The organism is Bradyrhizobium sp. B117 (assembly GCF_038969555.1).
Lineage (GTDB): Bacteria > Pseudomonadota > Alphaproteobacteria > Rhizobiales > Xanthobacteraceae > Bradyrhizobium.
On sequence record NZ_CP152414.1, the window covers coordinates 4,841,855 to 4,862,136 of the forward strand.

Consider the following 20,282-nt stretch of genomic DNA (forward strand, 5'->3'; position numbering starts at 1 on the left):
GCATCGTTCAAGCGATGGTGATGTTAAACGGGTCTCATTCGGCGCACGGCGGCTTGGTCAGGGAACCAAAATAGTTTAGTGAATCAGGGGTAACGCGACGATAGAGCGTAGCTCCCGATGATACCCGCATGCCTCTCCGACGACTGGACCCTTTGCCCGGAGCGAGAGGACATCTCCGCTGAATTCACGCGGCTCCTCACCGCGGCCCAGGAGGGCGGCGCCACGATCGCAGAGTGTCTGATGATCGCACGGCAGCTCAAGCGGGGCGACGAGCAATCCTGGCATCGCGAGTGGAAGAAGCTCGCGCAAGTGAACCGTCAACGTGCCGAAGCCGCGTTCGCGGAAGGCCACATGGCGACGGCACAGCGCAACTGGCTGCGTGCGATGAATTACTATGGTGCAGCGGCGATGCCGCTGGACCAGGCCGACGAGCGCCGCTGGGTTGCGGTGCTGGCGATGCAGGAATGCGCCCGTCGCTATCTCACGGCGCGCCGCCCGTCAGGCGAGGTCGTGACTATTCCCTGGGTCGAGGATCATCCGTTGCAGGGCTACTTCCTGCCCGCGACGGCGGCAGGCGGGCGGGCTCCGACCGTGATCTGCATCGGCGAGCCCGGCCACCGCAAGGAAGAGTTCCTGTTCAAGCTCGCGCCGCATGCGCGCGAGCGCGGCTTCTCGATGCTGGCGCTCGATCTGTTCGGCGACCAGCGCGACGATTATCTCGACGTGCTGTTGCGGCGGCGGGATCTCGAGAGCGCGATTCCGGGCGTCATGGACTATCTGGAGAGCCGCCGCGACGTCGATTTCGATCGCGTTGCGATCGTCGCCGATGGCTGGGGCTCTTCCTTCGTTGCTCGCGCGGTGATGCAGGAGCCGCGGCTTGCCGCGGCCGTCTGCGACGGCGGCCTGTGGGACCTGCACGAGCGGGCCTTCTTCGCCAGCCGGTTTGCGATGAGCGACGTCAGCATCGTCCCGGTGCCGCATGCGCCGCTGATGGCCTCCAGCGCCGATTGTCCGGTGCTGATCACGCTGGGCGAGGACGGCTGGCTCAAAGCCGATCGGGCCCGTCAGATCGTGCAGACCTCCCGGCTCGGCAGCTCGGATGTCATGCTCAAGGTGTTCACCGCGGCGGAGACCGGCGCAGCGCAGGCGCATGCGGACAATCCGAGTCTTGCCAACGAATACATCTTCGACTGGCTCGAATCGCGGCTCGGCGCCGCGCGCATCTAGCGACGGCAGTTCGCCTCAGAAGTCGAGGCTGAGACGGACGCAGGCCTTCTCCAGGCGGGTCTTCAGCGTGGCGAGCTTGGCGGTGAATTCGGTGAGCTCGTTCTCGTCGAACTCCTGGAAGACGAATTCCTTGATGGTCTTGTACTGCTCGTTGAGGCTCGCCAGGTGCTTCTGAGTCTTCTCGGTCAGGGAGAGGCGGACCACCCTCGCGTCAGTCGGGGAGGGACGACGGCGCAACAGGCCCTTCTTCTCGAGCAGCTTGGACTGGGTGGTGACGAAGGACGGATCGACGTGGAGCAGCTTGGAGACCACGTTGACCGGGATGCCATCGTCCTTGTCGAGGTCGGAGATCGCCATCAGGATCAGCCATTGCGGGCCGCTGATGCCGAGCGTTCTGGCCCAGAACTGACGCAGCTCCTCCAGATACATGTTGATCGACGATATCTCCCAGGTGAAGCGCCGGATGATATCGAGATTTCCGATGGAGCGCAGGCGCGCTCCTTCCTTCCTCGTTGCGGACACAGCGTCACTCCCGTGATCTGATTCTTCTGGCTGGTGTCGTGGAAGGCCATAGTCCACGCAAGCCTGCTCTGACGCAAGTGCAGAGCAGGGTAATTTTGTCACTAAAATTACAAAGATGATCGACTCAGCAGATCGGCCGACCCTGGTGTTGCCCGCGGGGCACAGGTTTAGTGAAACAACTAAGCTGAGCAGATAAACTATTTTGATTAGCGGAACGGCGCAGGCATATTGCTCGTGACGGTGGGGGGTACTCGATCGTCCCGTTGCAGGTGGTTCGCTCACGTCCCTCGCGTCGAATGCGGGTGTGTCCGAAAGCGCGAAGCGGCCGAGCGGATTTGAAGAGATGGGGATCTGGGGGGCCTCACGGTCCGGTCTCCGTAAAATGAGCAACTTGGAGGTTTTTAAATGAAAGTGGTGAAGAGCCTTTTGCTCGGCACTGCGGCGGGTCTGATCGCCGTTGGTGGAGCTCAGGCGGCTGATCTTCCGCTCAAGGCCAAGGCGGTCGAGTACGTGAAGGTCTGCTCGCTCTACGGCGCGGGTTTCTACTACATCCCGGGCAGCGACACCTGCATCAAGCTGGGCGGCTATCTGCGTGCCGAAGTGGCGCTCAACGCCGGCGGCAACTACAACGCTTCCTACAACAACGTCTTCGCGGCCAACAACCGCCTGACGAACTACTACTCGATGCGCGCTCGTGAAGATCTCAACATCGACACGCGCACCGCGACCGAGTACGGCGTGGTCCGCACCTATTTCGACGCGGTGTTCACCTGGACGACCGGCAACTATGTCGGCACCGGCAGCGCCACCGGCGGCACGCAGTACAGCGGCACGCTCGGCCTCAACGCTGCGGGCACGGGTCTCGTTGGCTCGACCAGCGGCGCGGTCAACGGCACCGACGGCGGGATCTCGGGCGGTGCGCTCGGCGTCTACTACGCCTTCATCCAGTTCGCCGGCTTCACCTTGGGTAAGGCGGTCTCGCAGTTCGACGCGCCCTGGATCAACTATCCCGGCAACAACTTCGACCAGCTCGTCGGCGGCAGCGGCACCACCAACGGCGTCGTTCAGGCCACCTACACGGCCGATTTCGGCCAGGGCGTGACGGCTGCGTTCTCCTTGCAGGACCAGACGCAGGTCTTCCAGACCAACATCTGGAACACTGCCGGCATGAGCACCACCGGTGTCCTCGGCGGCGCCTATGGCTCGAACAACCTCGGCGGCACCAGGGCGCCCGACATCGTCGGCATGGTCCGCGTCGACCAGGCCTGGGGTCTGTTCCAGGCGTCGGTCGCCGCGCACGACAACCACGCCGCCTACTACGGTGCGACCGAAATCACCGGTCACCCCGAAGACAAGTGGGGCTGGGCCGTTCAGCTCGCCTTGCAGATCAAGAACATCCCGACTGGCGCCGGCGACGTGATCAACATCTCGGGCGTCTACACCGACGGTGCGAGCCGCTACAACTTCCAGGAGCTGGCCGCGACCAGCTACTCGATGTTCGGCAGCTCGAACGCGGCCTTTCAGAGCATCGGCTTTGCCGGCGTGTCTGACGCGGTGTTCGCCCCCGGTGGCGGCATGGAGCTGACCAAGACCTACGGCTTCCGTGGTGCCTACACCCACAACTGGAGCCCGTTCTGGAATACGGCGCTGTACGGCGCCTGGGCTGCGGTCAACTACACCGGCACGGCCAAGGGCCTGATCTGCGGCAGCGCCGCGTTCGCAACCCTGACCGGCACCTGCAACCCGGACTTCAACATCGGCCAGGTGGGTGTCATCACCCGCTGGACGCCGGTGAAGAACCTGACCTTCTCGGCCGACTTCACCTACAGCCATCTCGACCAGAAGTACTCGGGCACGATCACGACCGGTGCTCTGACGAACGTCGCCAAGCCGGCGGCCACCTACGAGCTGAAGGACCAGGACACCTACAGCCTGCTGCTGCGCGCCCAGCGCAACTGGTAAGCTCGAGATCTGTCTGATCTGACCTTAGCCCCGGCGGGAAACCGCCGGGGCTTTTTGCGAGCGGAGCCTTCCGGCAGGGACGGCTTTCGGAAAATCCGGCAGCCTCTGCAAGCCACGAAGACGAGCCATGCGATTCGATCGTCTTCAAACTTATTTACTTACCTGAGTTAATCAGCTATATTCTCTTTAGCCGATTACGAAAGTCACGGCTCTTAGCTTCATGCTAAGCCTCCAGAGACCTCCGGTGATGCCCCGCCGGAGGTTTTTCGTTTTTGGGGAAAGCGTTTTCGAGCGAAATCGATACCGGTTCGCGCCAGGAAAACGCGCCAACCAACAAGCTAGCCGCGCATGACGCGGGCGCGCGAATTCGGCCGGTAGGCGAGGCGGCTGTGGCCGGCGCAATAGGGCTGGCCGTCTGGCGCGGCGTTGCCGCAGAAGCAGAAATCCTCTTCGCCCGGCGTCGAGATCGGCCAGCGGCAGCGGTTCTCGGACAGCTCCAGCAGCGAGCAACGATTGGCGTCGTCGATCGGTCCGGCGACCACGGGCGCGTCGGTCTCGCCGTAGATCGTGGCGAGCATCTCGTATTGCAGGCGTGGTACGGCGCGTGTCGCGCGGGCCGGCGGCGCAAGGCTTCGCTCGAGCCTGCGGTCTTCGACCGCGCGGCTGCGCGTCAGATTGAGTCGGGACAGCTTGCCGATGACGGCATTGCGGCTGACGCCGATATCGGCCGCGATCTCGCGGCAGGAAAGGCCGGCCTCGAAATGCTGCTTCAGAAGTTCAATTCGTTCGTCAGTCCAAGTTGGTGAGAGAACAGGCATTGTAACGGTCCCAGGTTGCAGATGTCGGCCATCCGCATCGCAAGATCCGTCCGCATCACGTCCGGCGCGCGCTCACGTCCTGCCATTGTCGCGAATCGACAAAAGCCCGTCCTTGATGGCGAGACGGATGCCTTCCTCGATCAAGGTACGTGCGACGCCGGGAACGCTGGTGCCATGGGTGCCCTGTCTCACCAGTTTCTCCAGGTAGGTGATGGTCGAGAGCGCCAAGGTTACGGGAATGCGGTCAGTCTCGGCTTTTTCGGTGGCCATGGCCGAACGCTAGCCTCTTACTCGGGTACATAAAAGTAACGATTAAGACTCTATTTAGGTTCGGGGGTGGAAGTCAAATGCAGGTTGAGTTCGTTGATCAGCCCGTTGGAATCGCACATGAAATTGGGCGCGACTCAACGTGCCGCCCGGAAGGGCGGGCGCGGAGTGGCATCGGCAGGTCAGGGAAGGTGGGCTCGGCTCAGCCGTGCACGATCGCCTTTTCGATCATGCAATGGATGCCTTTGGCGCCGTTGACGGTCTGGGTCACCCTGAGATCGGCCGCCAGGCTGCAAAGCGTGTAGGCATCCTCGCGCGACAGGTTTCGCGTCTCGCCGAGCAGCACGATCATGTCGCGCAGCGCGCGCACGGCGCACTGGTCGAGGTCGGGGTCCATCGCCATGGTGATGTAGTGCGTCGCCGTCTCGGCGCGGGGATAGTCGAACCCGAGATCCTTGCGCAGCGTCAGCCGGAAGCGGCCTCGGAGCGCGGTCTCGATCGCGGTGACGCAGACCTCGCCGTCGCCCTGCACGCCATGGCCGTCGCCGCAGGAGAAGAGCGCGCTTGGCACGAACACCGGCAGGTAGAGTGTCGCCCCCGCCCCCAGCTCCTTGTTGTCGAGATTGCCGCCCATCGCGCGCGGGACCAGCGAGGAGATGCGGCCCCAGGCTGGCGGCGGCGATACGCCCATCACGCCGAAGAACGGTTTGAGGGGCAGGTCGAGGCCCCACGGCATGCGGCCGACCATCCGCGTCTGGTCCAGCGGGATGTTGAGGAGGCGCGTTTCGTGGAAATCGTCGGGCAGGGTGCCCGACAGCGGCTTGATCATGTTCCAGCCCCAGTCCTGTCGGAGCTGGACGTCGAGGATCTCGACCGCGAGCACGTCGCCGGGCTCGGCGCCCTCGACCGCGATCGGGCCGGTGAGGATGTGGCCGGGCAGCATGCGCTCGTTCTTGGCATGAACCTCGTGCATCTCCGGCGGAATGTGAAACTTGTTGCGGTCGGGCAGCACGTCGGGGCCGCCGCTGATGGTGTCGACCGTCACCTCGTCGCCGCTCGCGATGGTGAGGACGGGCTTGAGGGCGGCTTCGAAGAAGCCCCAATGGCAGGTCTCGGGGCTTGAATGCAGGTGATGATGGGTCATTTGCCGCGTCCGTCCGGTTTCATCAGGTCTCGTCATGAGAACCTGCTGTGCCCGGGCTTGACCCGGCGATCGATCCTCTTTCAAGAAGATTTCTGAAGAAGGATGGGCCGGTCAAGCCCGGCATGATCATTCCAGCGAGGCTCCCCTGTATTTCGTTCTTTCCAAGACGCTCGGCACCGCGCTGCTGCCTGTCAATCTGCTGCTCGAGCTCGGAATCCTGTCTCTGCTGCTGATGGTGACGCGCTTTGCATCGCTCGGCCGCAAGCTGGCCGCGACCACGCTGGTCCTGTTGGCCGTGGTTGCGTTTTCGCCGTTCGGCAATTTCCTGCTGTATCCGCTGGAATCGCGGTTTCCGGCGTGGGACTCCTCGCGCGGCGCGCCGGATGGCATCATCGTGCTCGGCGGCTCCGTCGATACCGATTTGTCGGCGGCGCACAGCACGCCGGTGGTCTCGCACGCGGCCGATCGCTTCTTTGCGCCGGCCGAGCTCGCTCGCCGTTATCCGAATGCGCGCATCGTCTTCACCGGAGGCTCGGCGAACCTGATCTCGACCGAGGCCAAGGAGGCCGACTACTCCGTGCCGATCCTGGAGAGCATCGGCATAGCGAAGGAGCGGCTGATCGTCGAGCGCGAGTCCCGCAACACCTGGGAGAACGCGATCCTCACGAAGCAGCTGGTGATGCCGAAGCCGGGCGAGCGGTGGCTCCTGGTCACGTCGGCCTTCCACATGCCGCGCGCGATGGGGGTGTTCCGCAAAGCCGGATTTGACGTCGAGGCCTACCCTGTCGACTGGCGGACGGGCGGGCGCGACGCGCTTTTCGCCTTCACCCGCAACGGAGCGGAAGGCCTCAGCAAGACCGACGTCGCCATGCGCGAATGGATCGGCCTTTTGGCGTACCGCGTCACGGGACGGACCGGCGAGTTGCTTCCGGGACCGGCCACGGACTAGAACGGGGCTGCAAAACAAGAACACAGCACCGGCGCGCGATCGCCGGCCCGGAGGATGCCATGCCGCAGCAGAGCGCAGACAGGATCGATCTTGCCGGCCTCGTCGTCGATCTCAACAGCCTGTTGCGGCTGAAGACGACGGTGATCGGCATGAAGCTATTCGCGCATGTCGCGGAGATGGAGGCGATCCCGAAAATCCGGCGGCCGAACGCGATCCACACCACCGACCAGATCGTCAGCATGGCTGCGCGTCTGGGCTGGACCGTCGGCATCACGGGCGAAGATCTGGTCGGCGCGCAGTGCCGCGCGGTGATCGGCCTCGCGCCCCAGGACGAAAAATGGCTCGCCGGCGAAAACTATGTCGGCGTCTGGCACGGCACGGCGGAAGATGCGCGCAAGCGCCAGGAGGCGCTCGACGTCGTGCCGTTTGGACGCTACCAGGCGCTCGCGGTCAGTCCGCTCCAGAGCGGCCGGCTCGATCCGCCCGACATCTGCCTCGTCTACGCGACACCCGGGCAGATGATCATCCTGATCAACGGGCTGCAATATACCGGCTACAAGAAGTTCGAATGGGGCGTGGTCGGCGAAACCGCTTGCGCGGATTCCTGGGGGCGGGCGCTCAAGACCGGCGAGCCCAGCCTGTCCTTGCCATGCTATGCCGAACGGCGCTATGGCGGCGTGCCGGACGAGGAGATGCTGATGGCGCTGAAGCCAGCGCATCTTGCCAAGGCAATCGAGGGCATGAAGGCGCTGGCCAAGAACGGCCTGCGCTATCCGATCCCGCCCTATGGTATTCAAAGCGACGTCCGTGCCGGCATGGGCGTGAGTTACGCGAAAAAGTAAGGGACGACCATGAGCACAGCGAAATTCGACATCGTCGTCTACGGTGCGACCGGTTTCACCGGCCAACTCGTCGCCGAATATCTGGCGGCGCATTACAAGGACGACAAGCAGCTCAAATGGGCGATGGCAGGCCGTAGCCTCGACAAGCTGAAAGCGGTGCGCGATGCGATCGGCGCGCCCGCGGATACGCCGCTGATCGTCGCCGATGCGTCCGATGCCGCCTCGCTGAAGGCGATGGTGGCGCGGACGAGGTCGGTCATCACGACGGTCGGTCCGTACCTGCTCTATGGCAACGAGCTGATCGCGGAGTGTGCGGCGACCGGCACTGATTATTTCGATCTGTGCGGCGAGGTGCCGTGGATGCGTCGCATGATCGACGCCCATCTTGCCAGCGCGCGAGAGTCGGGCGCACGGATCATTTTCTCCTGCGGCTACGACTCGATCCCGTTTGAGCTCGGCGTCTTCACCGTCCAGGAAGAGGCCAGGCGCGTGTTCGGTGCAACGGCCCCGCGCGTCAAGGGCCGGGTGCGCGAGATGCGCGGCACCTTCTCCGGCGGCACGGCAGCAAGTGGTCGCGCCATCTTCGAGGCGGCGTCAAAGGACCAGAGCCTGTTTGCGCTGGTGCGCGATCCCTTTGCGCTGACGCCGGACTTCCAGGGGCCAAAGCAACCGCCCGGCAACAAGCCGATCTTCGACGAGGATCTTCAGACCTGGCTGACGCCGTTCTTCATGGCGAACATCAACACCCGAAACGTTCACCGTTCCAACATGCTGCTGGGTTTTCCCTACGGGCGCGAATTCGTCTACGACGAGATGCAGATCACCGGTCCCGGCGAAGAGGGGGCGGAACTGGCGAAGAAGATCGTGGCGGCCAACAACCGGATGGCCACGCAGGCCGGGCCCAAGCCCGGCGAGGGGCCCTCGAAGGAAGAGCGCGAGAATGGCATGTATGATCTGCTCTTCGTCGCGATCGCGCCTGACGGACGCCAGGTCCGCACCTTCGTGAAGGGCGACCGCGATCCCGGTTATGGTTCGACCTCGAAGATGATGGCTGAATGCGCGATCTGCCTGCTGCGCGATGCGACGGATGTCCCCGGCGGCATCTGGACGCCGGGTGCAGCGATGCAGCACAAGCTGATCAAGCGGCTGCAGGAGAATGCGGGGCTGACGTTCGGGGTGGAGAACTAGTTCGGTATCGAAGGGTGGGCAAAGCGACTTGTCCGCCGTAGCTCGAAGAGCGAAGGCGGAAGCGTGCCCACCATTGTCTCGATTCGAGAGAGATGGTGGGCACGGCGCTTTGCGCCTTTGCCCACCCTACTACAGTGTGCCGTTACACCGCCCGCGCGTCATATGCATACATGAAGTCCATGCTCTTGGCGCCGAGCGGCAGCAGCCACTTCATCATCTGATTGCGCATCCATGCGCCGGTGGCGCTGAACTCACGCTTGCTGTTGCCGTTGCGGCGGGCCATGGCAACGATCTTCTCCGCGCGGGGGCGGCGCTCGGCCTCGAAGGCCTGGAAGGTGGCGCCGAGCTCCTGGCCGTCCTGCATCAGGCGTGCGAGCCTCATCGCATCCTCGAGCGCGAGCGAGGCGCCCTGGCCCGCATGGGGGCTGGTCGCATGCGCGGCGTCGCCGATCAGCAGCGAGCGCTTGCGCGACCAGGTCGGCAGGGTCGCGACGTCAAGCGTATCGGTGACCACGATAGTCTCGGCCGCTTCGATGATGTCGGGGATCGGATCGTGCCAGCCGCCGTGGAAGCCGCGCAGATGCTGCTTCAGCGTCGGCTGGTCGAGCGCGCGGAACATCGCGGCGTCCATGCCGTGGGCGGGCTGCGTGCTCCACCACATCACGCCGTCATTCGGATCCGGACTGCAGTAGCCGTAGCCGAAGAACCCGCTCTGGCCGAACGTCGTCTCGACGTGCCGGCCGATCCGCCGGCCGTCGAGCACGGCGTGCGGCACGAAGCCGCCAAAGCCGATCAGGCCGGTGTTGAATGGTTGCGGCCCGTCCGGCACCACCTGGCGCCGGGTAATGGAATGCACGCCGTCGGCGCCGATCAGGAAGTCGCCCTCGGCGGTGGTGCCGTCGGCGAAATAGGCGATAACAGGCTGGTCGCCGCGATCCTCGATCTTGATCAGACGCTTCTCGAAATAAAGCGAGACGCAAGAGCACCAGGCCTTGTCGATCAGCATCTCGTTCAGCGTGGCGCGGCAGACATTGACCGCCGGCTGGCCGAAGCGCCGTTCCATGTCGCGATTGATCGAGCCGAGCCGCTCGCCGCCTTGCGAGTAGAAGTCGAAGGACTCCGCGACCGAGCCGCGGCTGACCAGCTCGTTCGCAAGGCCGATCTCGTCCATGACGTGCATACCGTTCGGCGCGATCTGAAGACCGCCGCCGATGCCTTTCGAATAGGGCCAGGCCTCGTAGATCGAGGATTCGATGCCGGCGCGGCGGAGCAGGATCGCGGCGACGGGCCCGGCGATGCCGGCGCCGATGATCAGGGCCTTGCGTGGACGGCTGGACATGGCTTGCTCCCGACGTTGCCGTGGTGCTAGGAGAAATTAAGGTCACTAAATCTCTTAGTGACTAAGATATATATCGACTAAGATACGAGGGCGGCCTTGTCAAGGACGAAAGCGCGCGCGGCATTGTTGCAGGAGCTCGAGGAAGCGATGCGCAGGTCGTCCGCGCAGGGCGTGCTCTATGGCCAGACCGTTGCGAACGTTGCCGGAATTGCCAATTCCGACCTCGAATGCATGGACATCCTGTATCTGGAGGGCCGCGTCACCGCAGGGCGGCTTGCCGAGGTGACGGGCCTGACCACGGGCGCGATCACCGGTGTGGTCGACCGACTCGAGAAGGCTGGCCTTGTGCGCCGCGAGCGGGACGAGAACGATCGGCGCAAGGTCTTCATTTCGGTCGTGCCGGAGACCGGGGCGAAGATCGGCGAGCTCTATGTGCCGTTGCAGCAGGCCATGGAGAAAGTCTTCAGCGCCTATTCCGATGAGGAGCTGCGTCTCCTGCTGCGCTTTGCAAATGAGGGCTACAAGGGTGTGCTCGCGGCGACCGCTGCATTGAAAGGCCTGCTCGACACGCCGCCGGAAAAGCGGCCCGAGCTCAAGCTGAAGAAGGGTCCTCGTCCCTAGTCTTGTACGCTTGCGCGGCGGCGATCATGCCCCACATTGCGCCCAGCATCATCCAGAAATGCCGCCAGTGGTCGGTGTCGATGACGAAGCTCTCGCCGACAGTGCCGACGAAGGCGGAGAAGACCGCAAGATAAGCGCGCTGCCAGGGCACGCGGACGAAGATGTGGCGGAAGCCCATGATCACGGTGGTGAAAACCAGGGCGGGATAGCACACGCCGGAGAGCCAGCCGCCCGACATGAAGGCGTTGAGATAGGAGTTGTGGGTGTCCTCGGGAAAGAAGCGGTGGAATTGCAGCGGGCCGATGCCGAGCGGCAGGTCGAGTGCCATCTCCGCGCCGAGGATGTGCCGGCCGAACCTGCCGAAGCGGCCTTCGTCATAGCTCTGGTCGAAGCTGGCGCGCTGCTTGAACATCTCGGCGGTGGAATCGAATGACAGCAGCACAGCGATCAGCGCGAGGCCCAGCACCGCGGCGACGATCGCCATAACGACGATGCGCGAGCGCTGCGCGTTGGTGCGGCTGGTCAGGACCATCAGCGCCAGCATGAAGGCGGAGGTCAGCACCAGCCCGCCCCAGGCGGCGCGGGAGAAGGCAAGCAGGATCGCCAGCGACATGATGCCGAAGGCGATGACGTTCCGGAGCGCCTGGGCCAGCTTGTCGGAGACCACGCTCTGGAGCGCGAACAGCGCCGGCAGGATCAGGAACGCGCCGAGCACGTTCGGGTCCTTGAACGTGCCGCGCGCGCGTCCGTAGAGCGTGAGGAGATCGTCGCCGCCCGGAACCAGGTGGAAATAGCCGGCGATCGCCGCGAGCGAGGCGACCATCGCGCCGACCACGAGGCCGCTCCGCAGCATGTCGAGCCGGGCCGCGGTGTCCTCCGAGGTGATCATCGCGAAGAACACCACGGTGACCGCCATGTACCAGGAGGTCGCGATCCAGCTCACCACCTCGCTCTGCTCGAACAGCGGGATTGCGCTGATGGTGTAGCCGACATTGAGCAGCACCAGCATCAGCATCAGCGGCATCAGGACGAGCTTCAGCCGCAAGCCGGTGGCGAAGAAGGTGACGGTGGCAAGCAGCGTCGCGATCTCGTAGGGGCTCGGCTCGATGAAGACGATCGCGCCGGAGGCGCCGACCAGCCACACCAGCGCGCGCTGGAGCGCCAGCACGCCGGGCGCAGCCGGCGCGGCTGCGTTCACTCCACCGGCTGTCGCCGCATACGCCATCACACGCTCACGCTACTTATACGCCACAAATACCGCTGTCATCGCCCGGCTCGACCGGGCGATCCAGTACTCAGAGGCAGCGAGGTTCACCCCCGGCGTCTCGGCGTACTGGATGCCCCGCCCCAGTGCGCAACTGCGCACAAGGCGGGCATGACGAGAAACTCAACTCAATACGCGTTCTCGTTCTTGGTCAGCAGCGAGATCGGCGTCTTCAGCAGAATGTAGAGGTCGAACAGCACCGACCAGTTCTCGATGTAATAAAGGTCGAACTCGACGCGCTTCTGGATCTTCTCTTCGTTGTCGATCTCGCCGCGCCAGCCGTTGATCTGGGCCCAGCCGGTGATGCCGGGCTTGACGCGGTGACGGGCGAAATAGCCGTCGACGGCTTCGTCGAACAGGCGGCTCTGGAGCTTTCCCTGCACCGCATGCGGGCGCGGACCGACCAGGGAGAGGTTGCCGGAGAACACCACGTTGAAGAGCTGCGGCAGCTCGTCGAGGCTGGTCTTGCGGATGAAGCGTCCGACGCGGGTGACGCGCGGGTCGTTCTTGGTCACGACCTTCGAGGCGGTCGGGTCGGCCTGATGATGGTACATCGAGCGGAACTTGTAGACGTCGATGCGCTCGTTGTTGAAGCCGAAGCGCTTCTGGCGGAACAGCACGGGGCCGGCGCTGTCGAGCTTCACCGCCAGCGCCACCAGTCCCATCACCGGCAGCGCTGCGAGCAGCGCAATGCCGCCGACGACACGGTCGAACAGCCATTTCATCACCAGATCCCAGTCGGTGATCGGCGCCTCGAACACGTCCAGCGTCGGCACCTCGCCGAGATAGGAATAGGAGCGGGGCCGGAAACGCAGCTTGTTGGTGTGCGCGGAGAGGCGGATGTCGACTGGCAGAACCCAGAGCTTCTTCAGCATCTCCAGGATGCGGGTCTCGGCCGAGATCGGCAGCGCGAACAGCACGAGATCGACGCGGGTGCGGCGCGCGAACTCGACGATGTCGTCGACCTTGCCGAGCTTGCGGGCGCCGGCGCAGGTGTCGAGCGCGCGGCTGTCGTTGCGGTCGTCGAACACGCCGAGCACGTGGATGTCGGAGTCGTCCTGCGCGTTCAACGCCTCGACCAGCTCCTCGCCGTTGCGGTCGGAGCCGACGATGATGGTGCGGCGGTCGAGCCGGCCCTGACGGGCCCAGTTGCGCACCAGCGAGCGCAGCACGAGGCGTTCGCCGATCAGCACGCCAAGACCGAGAAAGAAGAAGGCGGCGAGCCAGAGCCGCGACGTGTCGCTGCCGAATTTGGCGAAGAAGGAAACGCCGATGAACAGCAGGAAGACGAACGACCAGGACGAGATCATCCGCGTCATCTGCCGCAGATGGCCGCGGAACAGCTGCACCTGGTACATGTCGGCGGCCTGGAAGCAGACCACGGCGGCCACTGCGACGGCGACGATCTGCGCAGGATAGACCCAGCTGAAGCCGGACAGCGGCATGACATAGCCGACATAGAGTGCGGCGCCGACGAGGCTCAGCAGCGTGAAGTCGGCCGCGCGCACGAAGCCTGTGATCACGATCGGCGAATAGGCGCGAGCGACCTTCTGGTTGACGACATCGAGCGCGGCCGGCGAGAGCCGGCGGCGGCGTTCGACGAAGGGCTTGTCAACCGGGCCGGCCGCAGCGCTGGTCGCGGCATCGAGCATCGAGCGTGCGTTGAGCGGTTCCACGGGCGTCCACGTCCATTCCAAAAACCCGCGGGCAGCGACTTTGCGCCCCCGGGTCAGCATCCCCTGGCACGTCGATTATCGAACAAATCGGAAGATTTTCTAAAGCGACCCGAACAGTGGTTAATGATTGGCAAATGCGTCGCGATAGCCCGCGAGCACGCCATCGACCATCGCCTGCTGCGAGAAATGCGCGGAGATGCGCTCGCGCAAAGAGGACGAACGCTGCGCGGTGCCTTGCGGATCGTCGAGCGCTGCAGCAATTGCTTCCGCCATCGCTTCGGCGTTGCTCGGCGCGAACAGCGCCGGACTGTCGGCACCAAAGATCTCGGGGATGCCGCCGACCCGGGCGGCGATCATGGGAATGCCGGCCGCTCCCGCTTCGATCACGACGTAAGGCATGGAATCGCCGCGCGAAGGCACCACCAGCAGCCGGCCCTTGGAGAAGCCGTAGCGCGCCTTGACGTGGCCGATGAAGCGGATGGCACCGGCGAGGCCGAGCTTCTCGACCTGCGCTTTCAAGGCCGCCGTTTCCTCGCCATCGCCGCCGAGCGTCAGTGTGACCTTCCTGCCGTTTGCGTGCAGGCGCGCCACCGCATCGACCAGCAAATCCGCGCCCTTGATGCGCCTGAACTCGCCGACATAGGCGAGATCGGTGGCATCCTCCGCGGTGATAACAGGCTCGAACTCCTCCGGAGTCACGCCGTTGAAGACGCAGTGCACCACGCCCTTCGGCGTGCCGACGATGCGCTGATAGGTGTTGCGGGCAAAGGCGCTCTCGAACAGGAACAGGTCCGTCGCATCCATCAGCGTGCGTTCCAGCCGTGCGTAGAATTCGCCCTTGAACGTGTGGAGAGGGTAATGCAGCGAGCCGCCATGCGGGGTGTAGATGCGAATGGTATCGTCGGAGCGTCGCCGCATGCGGACAAAGGCACCGGCCTTGGCGCCGTGGCCATGCATGACGTCGGGCTTGAGCTTGGCGATCAGGCGGCGCATCCGAAGCCACACCAGGAAATCATCCGGCGAGGGTTCGCGGCGAATCGCAAGGCGGTGCACGCCGAGCTTCAGTCGCGGCGCGAGTTCGACGAGTGCCTTGTCGACGCGCTCGCCGCCGGTGAGGCTGTCGGCGAGAATGCCGACATGATGGCCGCGGTCGACCTGGCCGTTGGCGAGGTCGAGGATGTGGCGGAAGATGCCGCCGACGGGCGCGCGTACGGCGTGCAGGATGCGGAGCGGCCGGTCGGGAGAGGGGGGCATGATCAGAACCAGCGCTCGAAGGCGATGCTCGAACAATTCTCGAAATATCGAGATGGATTAAGAGCCCTCGTGGTTAACAAACGGTGTCGGGCGCAAGTCCGCCCGATCGCAGCGTCGCGCGATTAACCCAGCGGCAACCTTAATGGAGTGTAATCGCCATGGTTGAGGTAGAGTCGCAGCATTGCCCTGCGGGAGTGTTCGATGCGTTTAGCGTTCTGGCGTGCCGGCAAGGACAAGGCTGTGGTCGCGCGGGCTGTCTCGAAGTCCAAGGCTGAATCTAAGGCTGAAGCTAAGGCTGAAGCCAAGGTGGCCGAAGCCGCACCCGAGGTTGAAGCCAACAGGATCGAAGCAAAGCCTGCACCCGTCGCCCCGAAGCAGGTCCCGGTCGAATCCGGTGACATCGACCTGCACGCGCTTGGCGCGGCTCTGGCGCGCAAGCGCGGCTGGATCATCGTGCCGACGGTGCTCGCGCTCGTTGCCTCCATCGCCGCCGTCAATCTCGTCACGCCGCGCTACAAATCCGAGGCGCGCATCCTGATCGATGGCCGCGAGAATGTATTCCTGCGGCCGAACAGTGACCGCGCCGAGGAGCGGCAGGCGCTCGACGCCGAAGCCGTCACCAGCCAGGTGCAGCTGGTGCTGTCGCGCGATCTCGCGCGTGAGATCATCAAGAAGAACAAGCTTGCCGAACGGCCCGAATTCGATCCGGTGCTGCAAGGCATTTCGCCGCTGAAGTCGCTGGCGGCGCTGGTCGGCATCGGCCGCGATCCGTTCTCGATGACGCCGGAAGAGCGCGTGCTCGACGCCTATTACGAGCGCCTCCAGGCCTACGCCGTCGACAAGTCGCGCGTGATCGTGGTCGAATTCCAGTCCGCCGATCCGGAGCTTGCCGCGCGCGTCGCCAACTCGATCGCCGACGGCTATCTGGTGCTGCAGCAGGATGCGCGCCAGGATCAAGCCAAGAACGCGAGCCTGTGGTACGCCAGCAGGATCGACGAGCTCAGGCGGAACGTCTCCGAGGCCGAAGCCAAGGCCGAGGATTTTCGCTCCAAGTCGAGCCTGTTCGTCGGGACCAACAACACCACGCTGTCGAACCAGCAGATGGGCGAGGTCAACACCCAGCTCAACAATGCGCGCGCCTTGAAGGCCGATGCCGAAGCCAAGGCGCGCCTGATCCGCGAAATGCTCCAGAGCGGCAAGCCGATCGAGGCCTCCGAGGTGCTGAACTCGGAATCGATTCGTGGGCCATCCCAGCAGCGCGTAGCCCTGCGGGCGCAATTGGCCGAGCAATCCTCGACGCTGCTCGGCAATCATCCGCGTATCAAGGAGCTGAAGGCGCAGCTTGCCGATCTCGACAACCAGATCCGCGACGAGGCCGCCAAGATCGCCCGTTCGCTGGAGAATGACGCGCGCTTCGCCAGCGGCCGGGTGCAGGAACTGTCGGCGAGCCTGGAGCAGCTCAAGAAGCAGGCGACCTCGACCAACGGTCAGGACGTGCAATTGCGTGCGCTCGAGCGCGAGGCCAAGGCGCAGCGCGACCTGCTCGAGACCTATCTCGCCAAATACCGCGAGGCCAACACCCGCGAGACCATCGACACCGCGCCGACCGATGGCCGCATCATCTCGCGTGCCATCGTGTCGAACACGCCGGCCTATCCGAAGAAGCTGCCGATCGTGCTGATCGCGACGATCGCGACCTTGCTGCTCTCGTCCGGCGTCGTCGTCACCGGCGAGCTGCTGCGCCAGACCGCGCCGCGCGCATTGGCGGCGATCGCCCCGGCACCGGCGCCGGTGCGCCAGGAACGGGTGGTCGAGCCGGTCGTCGAACCGCTCGTCGATCCGGTCATGACGGAGCCCGCGCCGCTCCAGCCGGAGATGACCGCCAATGCCGACGTCAGCGAGTTCGCCGAGATCGAGCATCTGGCGGACCGCCTGCGTGCCGCTGGCACAGCGGCTAGGAAGATCACGGTGCTCGGCACTGCGCCGGGCGAAGCCATCACGCTGTCGACGTTGACGCTCGCCCGGCATCTGGCGCGCGACGCGCGCGTCGTCGTGGTCGATCTCGCCGGGTCGTCGTTGACCATCGCAGCCGTGTCCGTCGATACCACAGCGCCTGGCCTTGCCGAACTGATGCAGGGCGAGGCTTCGTTCGCGCAAGTCATCACCCGCGACAAGCTCTCGCGGCTGCACCTGGTCATGGCCGGCCGCCCCGGCTTCGACCGCAGCCTGCTGCAATCGCCGCGGGTGACACTCGCGGTTGACGCGCTGCTCCGTGCCTACGACCACGTGCTGCTGGACGCGGGCAGCGCTTCGGACTTGCCTGCCGAACTGCTGACGGCGCATGCCCGCGCCGTCGTGGTGCCCGATGCCGCGATGGCGCAGGATGCCCGTACGTCGATGTGCGAGCAGCTCAGAGCCGTCGGCTTCAGCGAGGTGACGATGCTGAGCAGGCCGGTGCAGCCGTCAAACGCACCAGAAGCCCCGCGCGTCGTGGCAGCGTGACGTTCTTACCCTCTCCCCTTGTGGGAGAGGGTGGCTTCGCGCCACCTTCTCCCACAAGGGGAGAAGGGAAGAGAACTACCCGAACGCCTGCCGCAGCCGCCGGGCCAGATCGAACAGCATCTGGTTCTGCTTCACCAGCCGCTTGCCGCGGCTGAGCGACGACATCGCCATCGCCGCGAGCTTGCCGCGCGAGGTCAGGGGGACGAAGCTGTCAAAGATGTCCTCGTCGTCCTTGCAGAACATCCGCTTGTAGTCGTCCGAACCGATGCCGAGATCGAGCGAACGGAAGCCGCGCTCGGCTGAACGGTCGATGATGTAACGCATCAGGATCAGCCCGGGGCTGTAGCGGGCGTGCTCGGACATGGTGTAGGTGTTGAACATCATCGAGAAGCGCTGGCCGTCGGCGACACCGGCGAAGATCGCGATCACCTCGTCGTCGCATTCGAGCGCGTGGATGTCGATGACGCGGCCGTCGCCGCGCGGGGCGAGGCACGCGCTGCGGATGAAGGCTTCGACGCCGGGCTCGGCGAAGACGTTCGGCAGCTTCTGCTCGGCCATCCGCGCCGGCTTGACGTGGAAGAACCAGTCGAGCAGGCGGGTGATGTCCGCATCCGTGGTGGCGAGATGATAGCGGTAGCCGGCGAGCGTCTGGAGCTTCTTCTCCTTGCTCTTGAGGCGGCGGCGGAAGGAGTTGCTGATCCGCGATGCGGGCGGTCCGCCGGGCTCCATCACCAGCAGCGGGCAGCCGTTGATCGCGCTCTGCCGCGGCAGAGCCGCAAACGGGTTCTGCTGGTCGTTCCAGCGCAGCGGCTGCTGCGTCAGCGAGAGCACGTCGACATGATTGCGCAGCGACGCAAGCAGCGTGTCGAGATCGGCGCTGGTGGTCTGCGCAGCGAACTCGGCGTTCCACAGACCCATGTTGAAGGTCGTATGCTTGCCGCCCATGAAGCAGGCTGTGCGCACGCCGTGCCCCTGACGCAGTGAAAGCGGCAACAGCAGAAGCGGCTGGCGCTCGGCGTCGCGGGCAATGACGATGAACGGGTGGGCGCCGTCGCAGCCGCCGACCAGCCGCTGCCAGGGGCCGAGCAGGTCGAAGCGCTGGTAGGGCGTGAAGAGGTGGCCGCTCTCCTCGAACGCGCGCCAAGCTGTTTCGGCCTCGGCCAGATCCGTGACGATATCGACGTGCGCGATACGGCTCGCTTTCGACCGCGCTGGCGCTTCCGCCGTCCGGCTTTGCATCGCCGCAGCCATGGTCATTCGCGAAACCTGTCGAGAAACGAAAAAATGCGTAATTCGGCCTGTGGCCGACCTTTACAAAGAAATGTCAACAAAGGGTAATGACAATGGGCGAGGGAACGGGGCGCCGACGAACGCGAAGGTGGGATATTGGCATCGGACGACAGATGGCTGGAGCGGCTGCGCCTCGAACTGGCCTGGTTCACCGGCCAGCCTGCGCTGCGCAGCCGCGGCGCCGGCGCCATCCTGCGTTTTTCGCGCGTGCGGCCGCGGCGGCGCGGCGGATTCCAGCCGCTGAGACATGACGAGATCACGCCGCAATTCCTCGACCGCGCCATTGGCGCGCTGAAGCGGTGGCGATATGACTTCCTCGGCATGGACGAGGTTTGCCGCCGCGCGGTGACGCTGCGGGAGAAGCATCGCTTCGTGGCGCTCACCTTCGACGGCGCGCCTAAGGACCTCATCAGCTTCGCCTATCCGGTGCTGGCGCGCCACGCCGTCCCGTTCACCGTCTACGTTCCCACCGCTTTTCCCGACGGTGTCGGGGAAGCCTGGTGGCTCGGCCTCGAGCAGGTGATTGCGCGCGAGAGCCGCATCAGCCTGATGATGGGCGAGAAGGAGCAGCGCTTCACTGTCGCTGGCAATGCCGAGAAGCGGGCTTTGTTCTCGCATCTCGAAGGCTGGCTGCGCTCGCTGCCGCCGGCGGAACTGTCGGTGGCGATGGCCGATCTCTGCACGCGCTACCGGATCGATCTTGCCGCGCTCTCGCGCGAAGCGTCGATGGACTGGGAGGATCTGGCGAAGCTGGCTGCCGATCCGCTGGTAACGATCGGCAGCGCGACCGTGAACTATCCCGTTCTCGCCAATATGAAAGATGCGGCCGCGCTGCGCGAGATGACGATGGGCAAGGCCGTCGCGGAAGCCGCCTTCCACCGCGATGTCAGGCATCTCGCCTTTCCGTTCGGCGACCGCACGTCGTTCCGGCGCAGTCACGTCGTGATGGCGGAGCACGCCGGCTTTGCCAGCGCGGTGTCGACGATCCCGGGCATCGTCGATGCGGAGGGCCGCACCAATCTGCGCGCGCTGCCGCGGATTTCCTGGGACGGGCGCGTGCGCTCGCTGCGCATGTTGCGCGTGCTGATGTCGGGTGTCGCCTTTGCGCCGGTGAAGCCGACGGGCAGCGTCACGAACTCGACTTGACCCGGTCGGGCCGCTGCATCCAGCTCACGATCGGCATCGCCGGCAGCACCCAGCCCATGCCCACCACCACGTAGTAGATCGCCTGCCGCCAGCCGGATTCGGCGATCCACGGCATCTGCGCGAAGGCCATGCCGAGCAGGGCCCAGACGGTGGCCAGCACCAGGAGCAGGATGGCGCCGAGGAACTTGCGGGTGCGGATCGTCATGGCGGAATGCTGCGGCTTTCGCGTAACTTGCGCTGCGGGAGCGGGGGACTATAAGGGGCACGCAGT

18 protein-coding genes are annotated in these 20,282 nt (G+C 64.8%); 8 read left to right on the top strand and 10 right to left on the bottom strand.

What is annotated here, in order from left to right:
- Window positions 1-117: 117 nt before the first annotated feature.
- On the top strand, window positions 118-1,227 hold the full coding sequence (locus AAFG16_RS23825; RefSeq protein WP_342740740.1) for an alpha/beta hydrolase: 1,110 nt from the start codon (window positions 118-120) through the stop codon (window positions 1,225-1,227).
- Window positions 1,228-1,242: 15 nt separating this feature from the next.
- On the opposite strand, the gene AAFG16_RS23830 is transcribed toward AAFG16_RS23825, so the two are convergent.
- The gene (locus AAFG16_RS23830; RefSeq protein WP_167380687.1) at window positions 1,243-1,749 is read right to left on the bottom strand and encodes a MarR family transcriptional regulator; all 507 of its coding nucleotides are present in this window, start codon (window positions 1,747-1,749) and stop codon (window positions 1,243-1,245) included.
- 405 nt (window positions 1,750-2,154) lie between these two features.
- Between AAFG16_RS23830 and AAFG16_RS23835 the strand changes: the two genes are divergently transcribed.
- Window positions 2,155-3,711, top strand: coding sequence for a porin (locus AAFG16_RS23835; protein ID WP_283086624.1), 1,557 nt, complete (start codon window positions 2,155-2,157; stop codon window positions 3,709-3,711).
- A gap of 338 nt (window positions 3,712-4,049) precedes the next feature.
- Here AAFG16_RS23835 and AAFG16_RS23840 read toward each other — a convergent pair whose 3' ends face one another.
- The 3 genes from AAFG16_RS23840 to AAFG16_RS23850 form a co-directional block, all read right to left on the bottom strand.
- Entirely contained in the window at window positions 4,050-4,529 is a 480-nt protein-coding gene (locus tag AAFG16_RS23840) for a GcrA family cell cycle regulator (RefSeq protein WP_342740741.1), read from the bottom strand.
- A gap of 72 nt (window positions 4,530-4,601) precedes the next feature.
- Window positions 4,602-4,799: a hypothetical protein gene (locus tag AAFG16_RS23845; protein ID WP_007603456.1), complete on the bottom strand. Its 198-nt coding sequence runs from the start codon at window positions 4,797-4,799 to the stop codon at window positions 4,602-4,604.
- A gap of 199 nt (window positions 4,800-4,998) precedes the next feature.
- The gene (locus tag AAFG16_RS23850; RefSeq protein ID WP_342740742.1) at window positions 4,999-5,940 is read right to left on the bottom strand and encodes an acetamidase/formamidase family protein; all 942 of its coding nucleotides are present in this window, start codon (window positions 5,938-5,940) and stop codon (window positions 4,999-5,001) included.
- A gap of 232 nt (window positions 5,941-6,172) precedes the next feature.
- On the opposite strand from AAFG16_RS23850, the gene AAFG16_RS23855 reads away from it, so the two are divergent.
- From AAFG16_RS23855 to AAFG16_RS23865, 3 genes are read left to right on the top strand one after another with little or no spacing between them, the layout of a single operon-like run.
- Window positions 6,173-6,889 (top strand): YdcF family protein, encoded by a 717-nt coding sequence (locus AAFG16_RS23855; protein ID WP_342740743.1) that lies wholly within the window; start codon window positions 6,173-6,175, stop codon window positions 6,887-6,889.
- A 59-nt stretch (window positions 6,890-6,948) separates the two neighbouring features.
- Entirely contained in the window at window positions 6,949-7,731 is a 783-nt protein-coding gene (locus AAFG16_RS23860) for a DUF169 domain-containing protein (protein WP_342740744.1), read from the top strand.
- Window positions 7,732-7,740: 9 nt separating this feature from the next.
- Window positions 7,741-8,919, top strand: a complete 1,179-nt coding sequence (locus AAFG16_RS23865) for a saccharopine dehydrogenase NADP-binding domain-containing protein (RefSeq protein ID WP_342740745.1) — start codon at window positions 7,741-7,743, stop codon at window positions 8,917-8,919.
- A gap of 142 nt (window positions 8,920-9,061) precedes the next feature.
- Here the strand turns inward: AAFG16_RS23865 and AAFG16_RS23870 are convergent, their stop codons facing one another.
- Window positions 9,062-10,258: an FAD-dependent monooxygenase gene (locus tag AAFG16_RS23870; RefSeq protein ID WP_342740746.1), complete on the bottom strand. Its 1,197-nt coding sequence runs from the start codon at window positions 10,256-10,258 to the stop codon at window positions 9,062-9,064.
- A gap of 147 nt (window positions 10,259-10,405) precedes the next feature.
- Here AAFG16_RS23870 and AAFG16_RS23875 point away from each other — a divergent pair, with 147 nt between their 5' ends.
- A complete protein-coding gene (locus AAFG16_RS23875; protein WP_283086956.1) occupies window positions 10,406-10,879 on the top strand; it encodes a MarR family transcriptional regulator in 474 nt (157 codons plus the stop codon).
- On the opposite strand, the gene AAFG16_RS23880 is transcribed toward AAFG16_RS23875, so the two are convergent.
- The 3 genes from AAFG16_RS23880 to AAFG16_RS23890 form a co-directional block, all read right to left on the bottom strand.
- Window positions 10,851-12,104, bottom strand: a complete 1,254-nt coding sequence (locus tag AAFG16_RS23880) for an O-antigen ligase family protein (RefSeq protein ID WP_342740747.1) — start codon at window positions 12,102-12,104, stop codon at window positions 10,851-10,853. The genes AAFG16_RS23875 and AAFG16_RS23880 overlap by 29 nt on opposite strands.
- Before the next feature lie 167 nt (window positions 12,105-12,271).
- On the bottom strand, window positions 12,272-13,819 hold the full coding sequence (locus AAFG16_RS23885) for an undecaprenyl-phosphate glucose phosphotransferase (protein ID WP_342740748.1): 1,548 nt from the start codon (window positions 13,817-13,819) through the stop codon (window positions 12,272-12,274).
- A gap of 120 nt (window positions 13,820-13,939) precedes the next feature.
- Window positions 13,940-15,073, bottom strand: coding sequence for a glycosyltransferase family 4 protein (locus AAFG16_RS23890; protein ID WP_342740749.1), 1,134 nt, complete (start codon window positions 15,071-15,073; stop codon window positions 13,940-13,942).
- A gap of 201 nt (window positions 15,074-15,274) precedes the next feature.
- Here AAFG16_RS23890 and AAFG16_RS23895 point away from each other — a divergent pair, with 201 nt between their 5' ends.
- Entirely contained in the window at window positions 15,275-17,575 is a 2,301-nt protein-coding gene (locus AAFG16_RS23895; RefSeq protein WP_342740750.1) for an exopolysaccharide transport family protein, read from the top strand.
- A gap of 75 nt (window positions 17,576-17,650) precedes the next feature.
- Here the strand turns inward: AAFG16_RS23895 and AAFG16_RS23900 are convergent, their stop codons facing one another.
- A complete protein-coding gene (locus AAFG16_RS23900; RefSeq protein WP_342740751.1) occupies window positions 17,651-18,832 on the bottom strand; it encodes a GNAT family N-acetyltransferase in 1,182 nt (393 codons plus the stop codon).
- A 129-nt stretch (window positions 18,833-18,961) separates the two neighbouring features.
- Here AAFG16_RS23900 and AAFG16_RS23905 point away from each other — a divergent pair, with 129 nt between their 5' ends.
- Window positions 18,962-20,011: a polysaccharide deacetylase family protein gene (locus tag AAFG16_RS23905; protein WP_342740752.1), complete on the top strand. Its 1,050-nt coding sequence runs from the start codon at window positions 18,962-18,964 to the stop codon at window positions 20,009-20,011.
- Here AAFG16_RS23905 and AAFG16_RS23910 read toward each other — a convergent pair.
- Window positions 19,995-20,216, bottom strand: a complete 222-nt coding sequence (locus AAFG16_RS23910; RefSeq protein ID WP_342740753.1) for a DUF2842 domain-containing protein — start codon at window positions 20,214-20,216, stop codon at window positions 19,995-19,997. The genes AAFG16_RS23905 and AAFG16_RS23910 overlap by 17 nt on opposite strands.
- Window positions 20,217-20,282 lie beyond the last annotated feature (66 nt).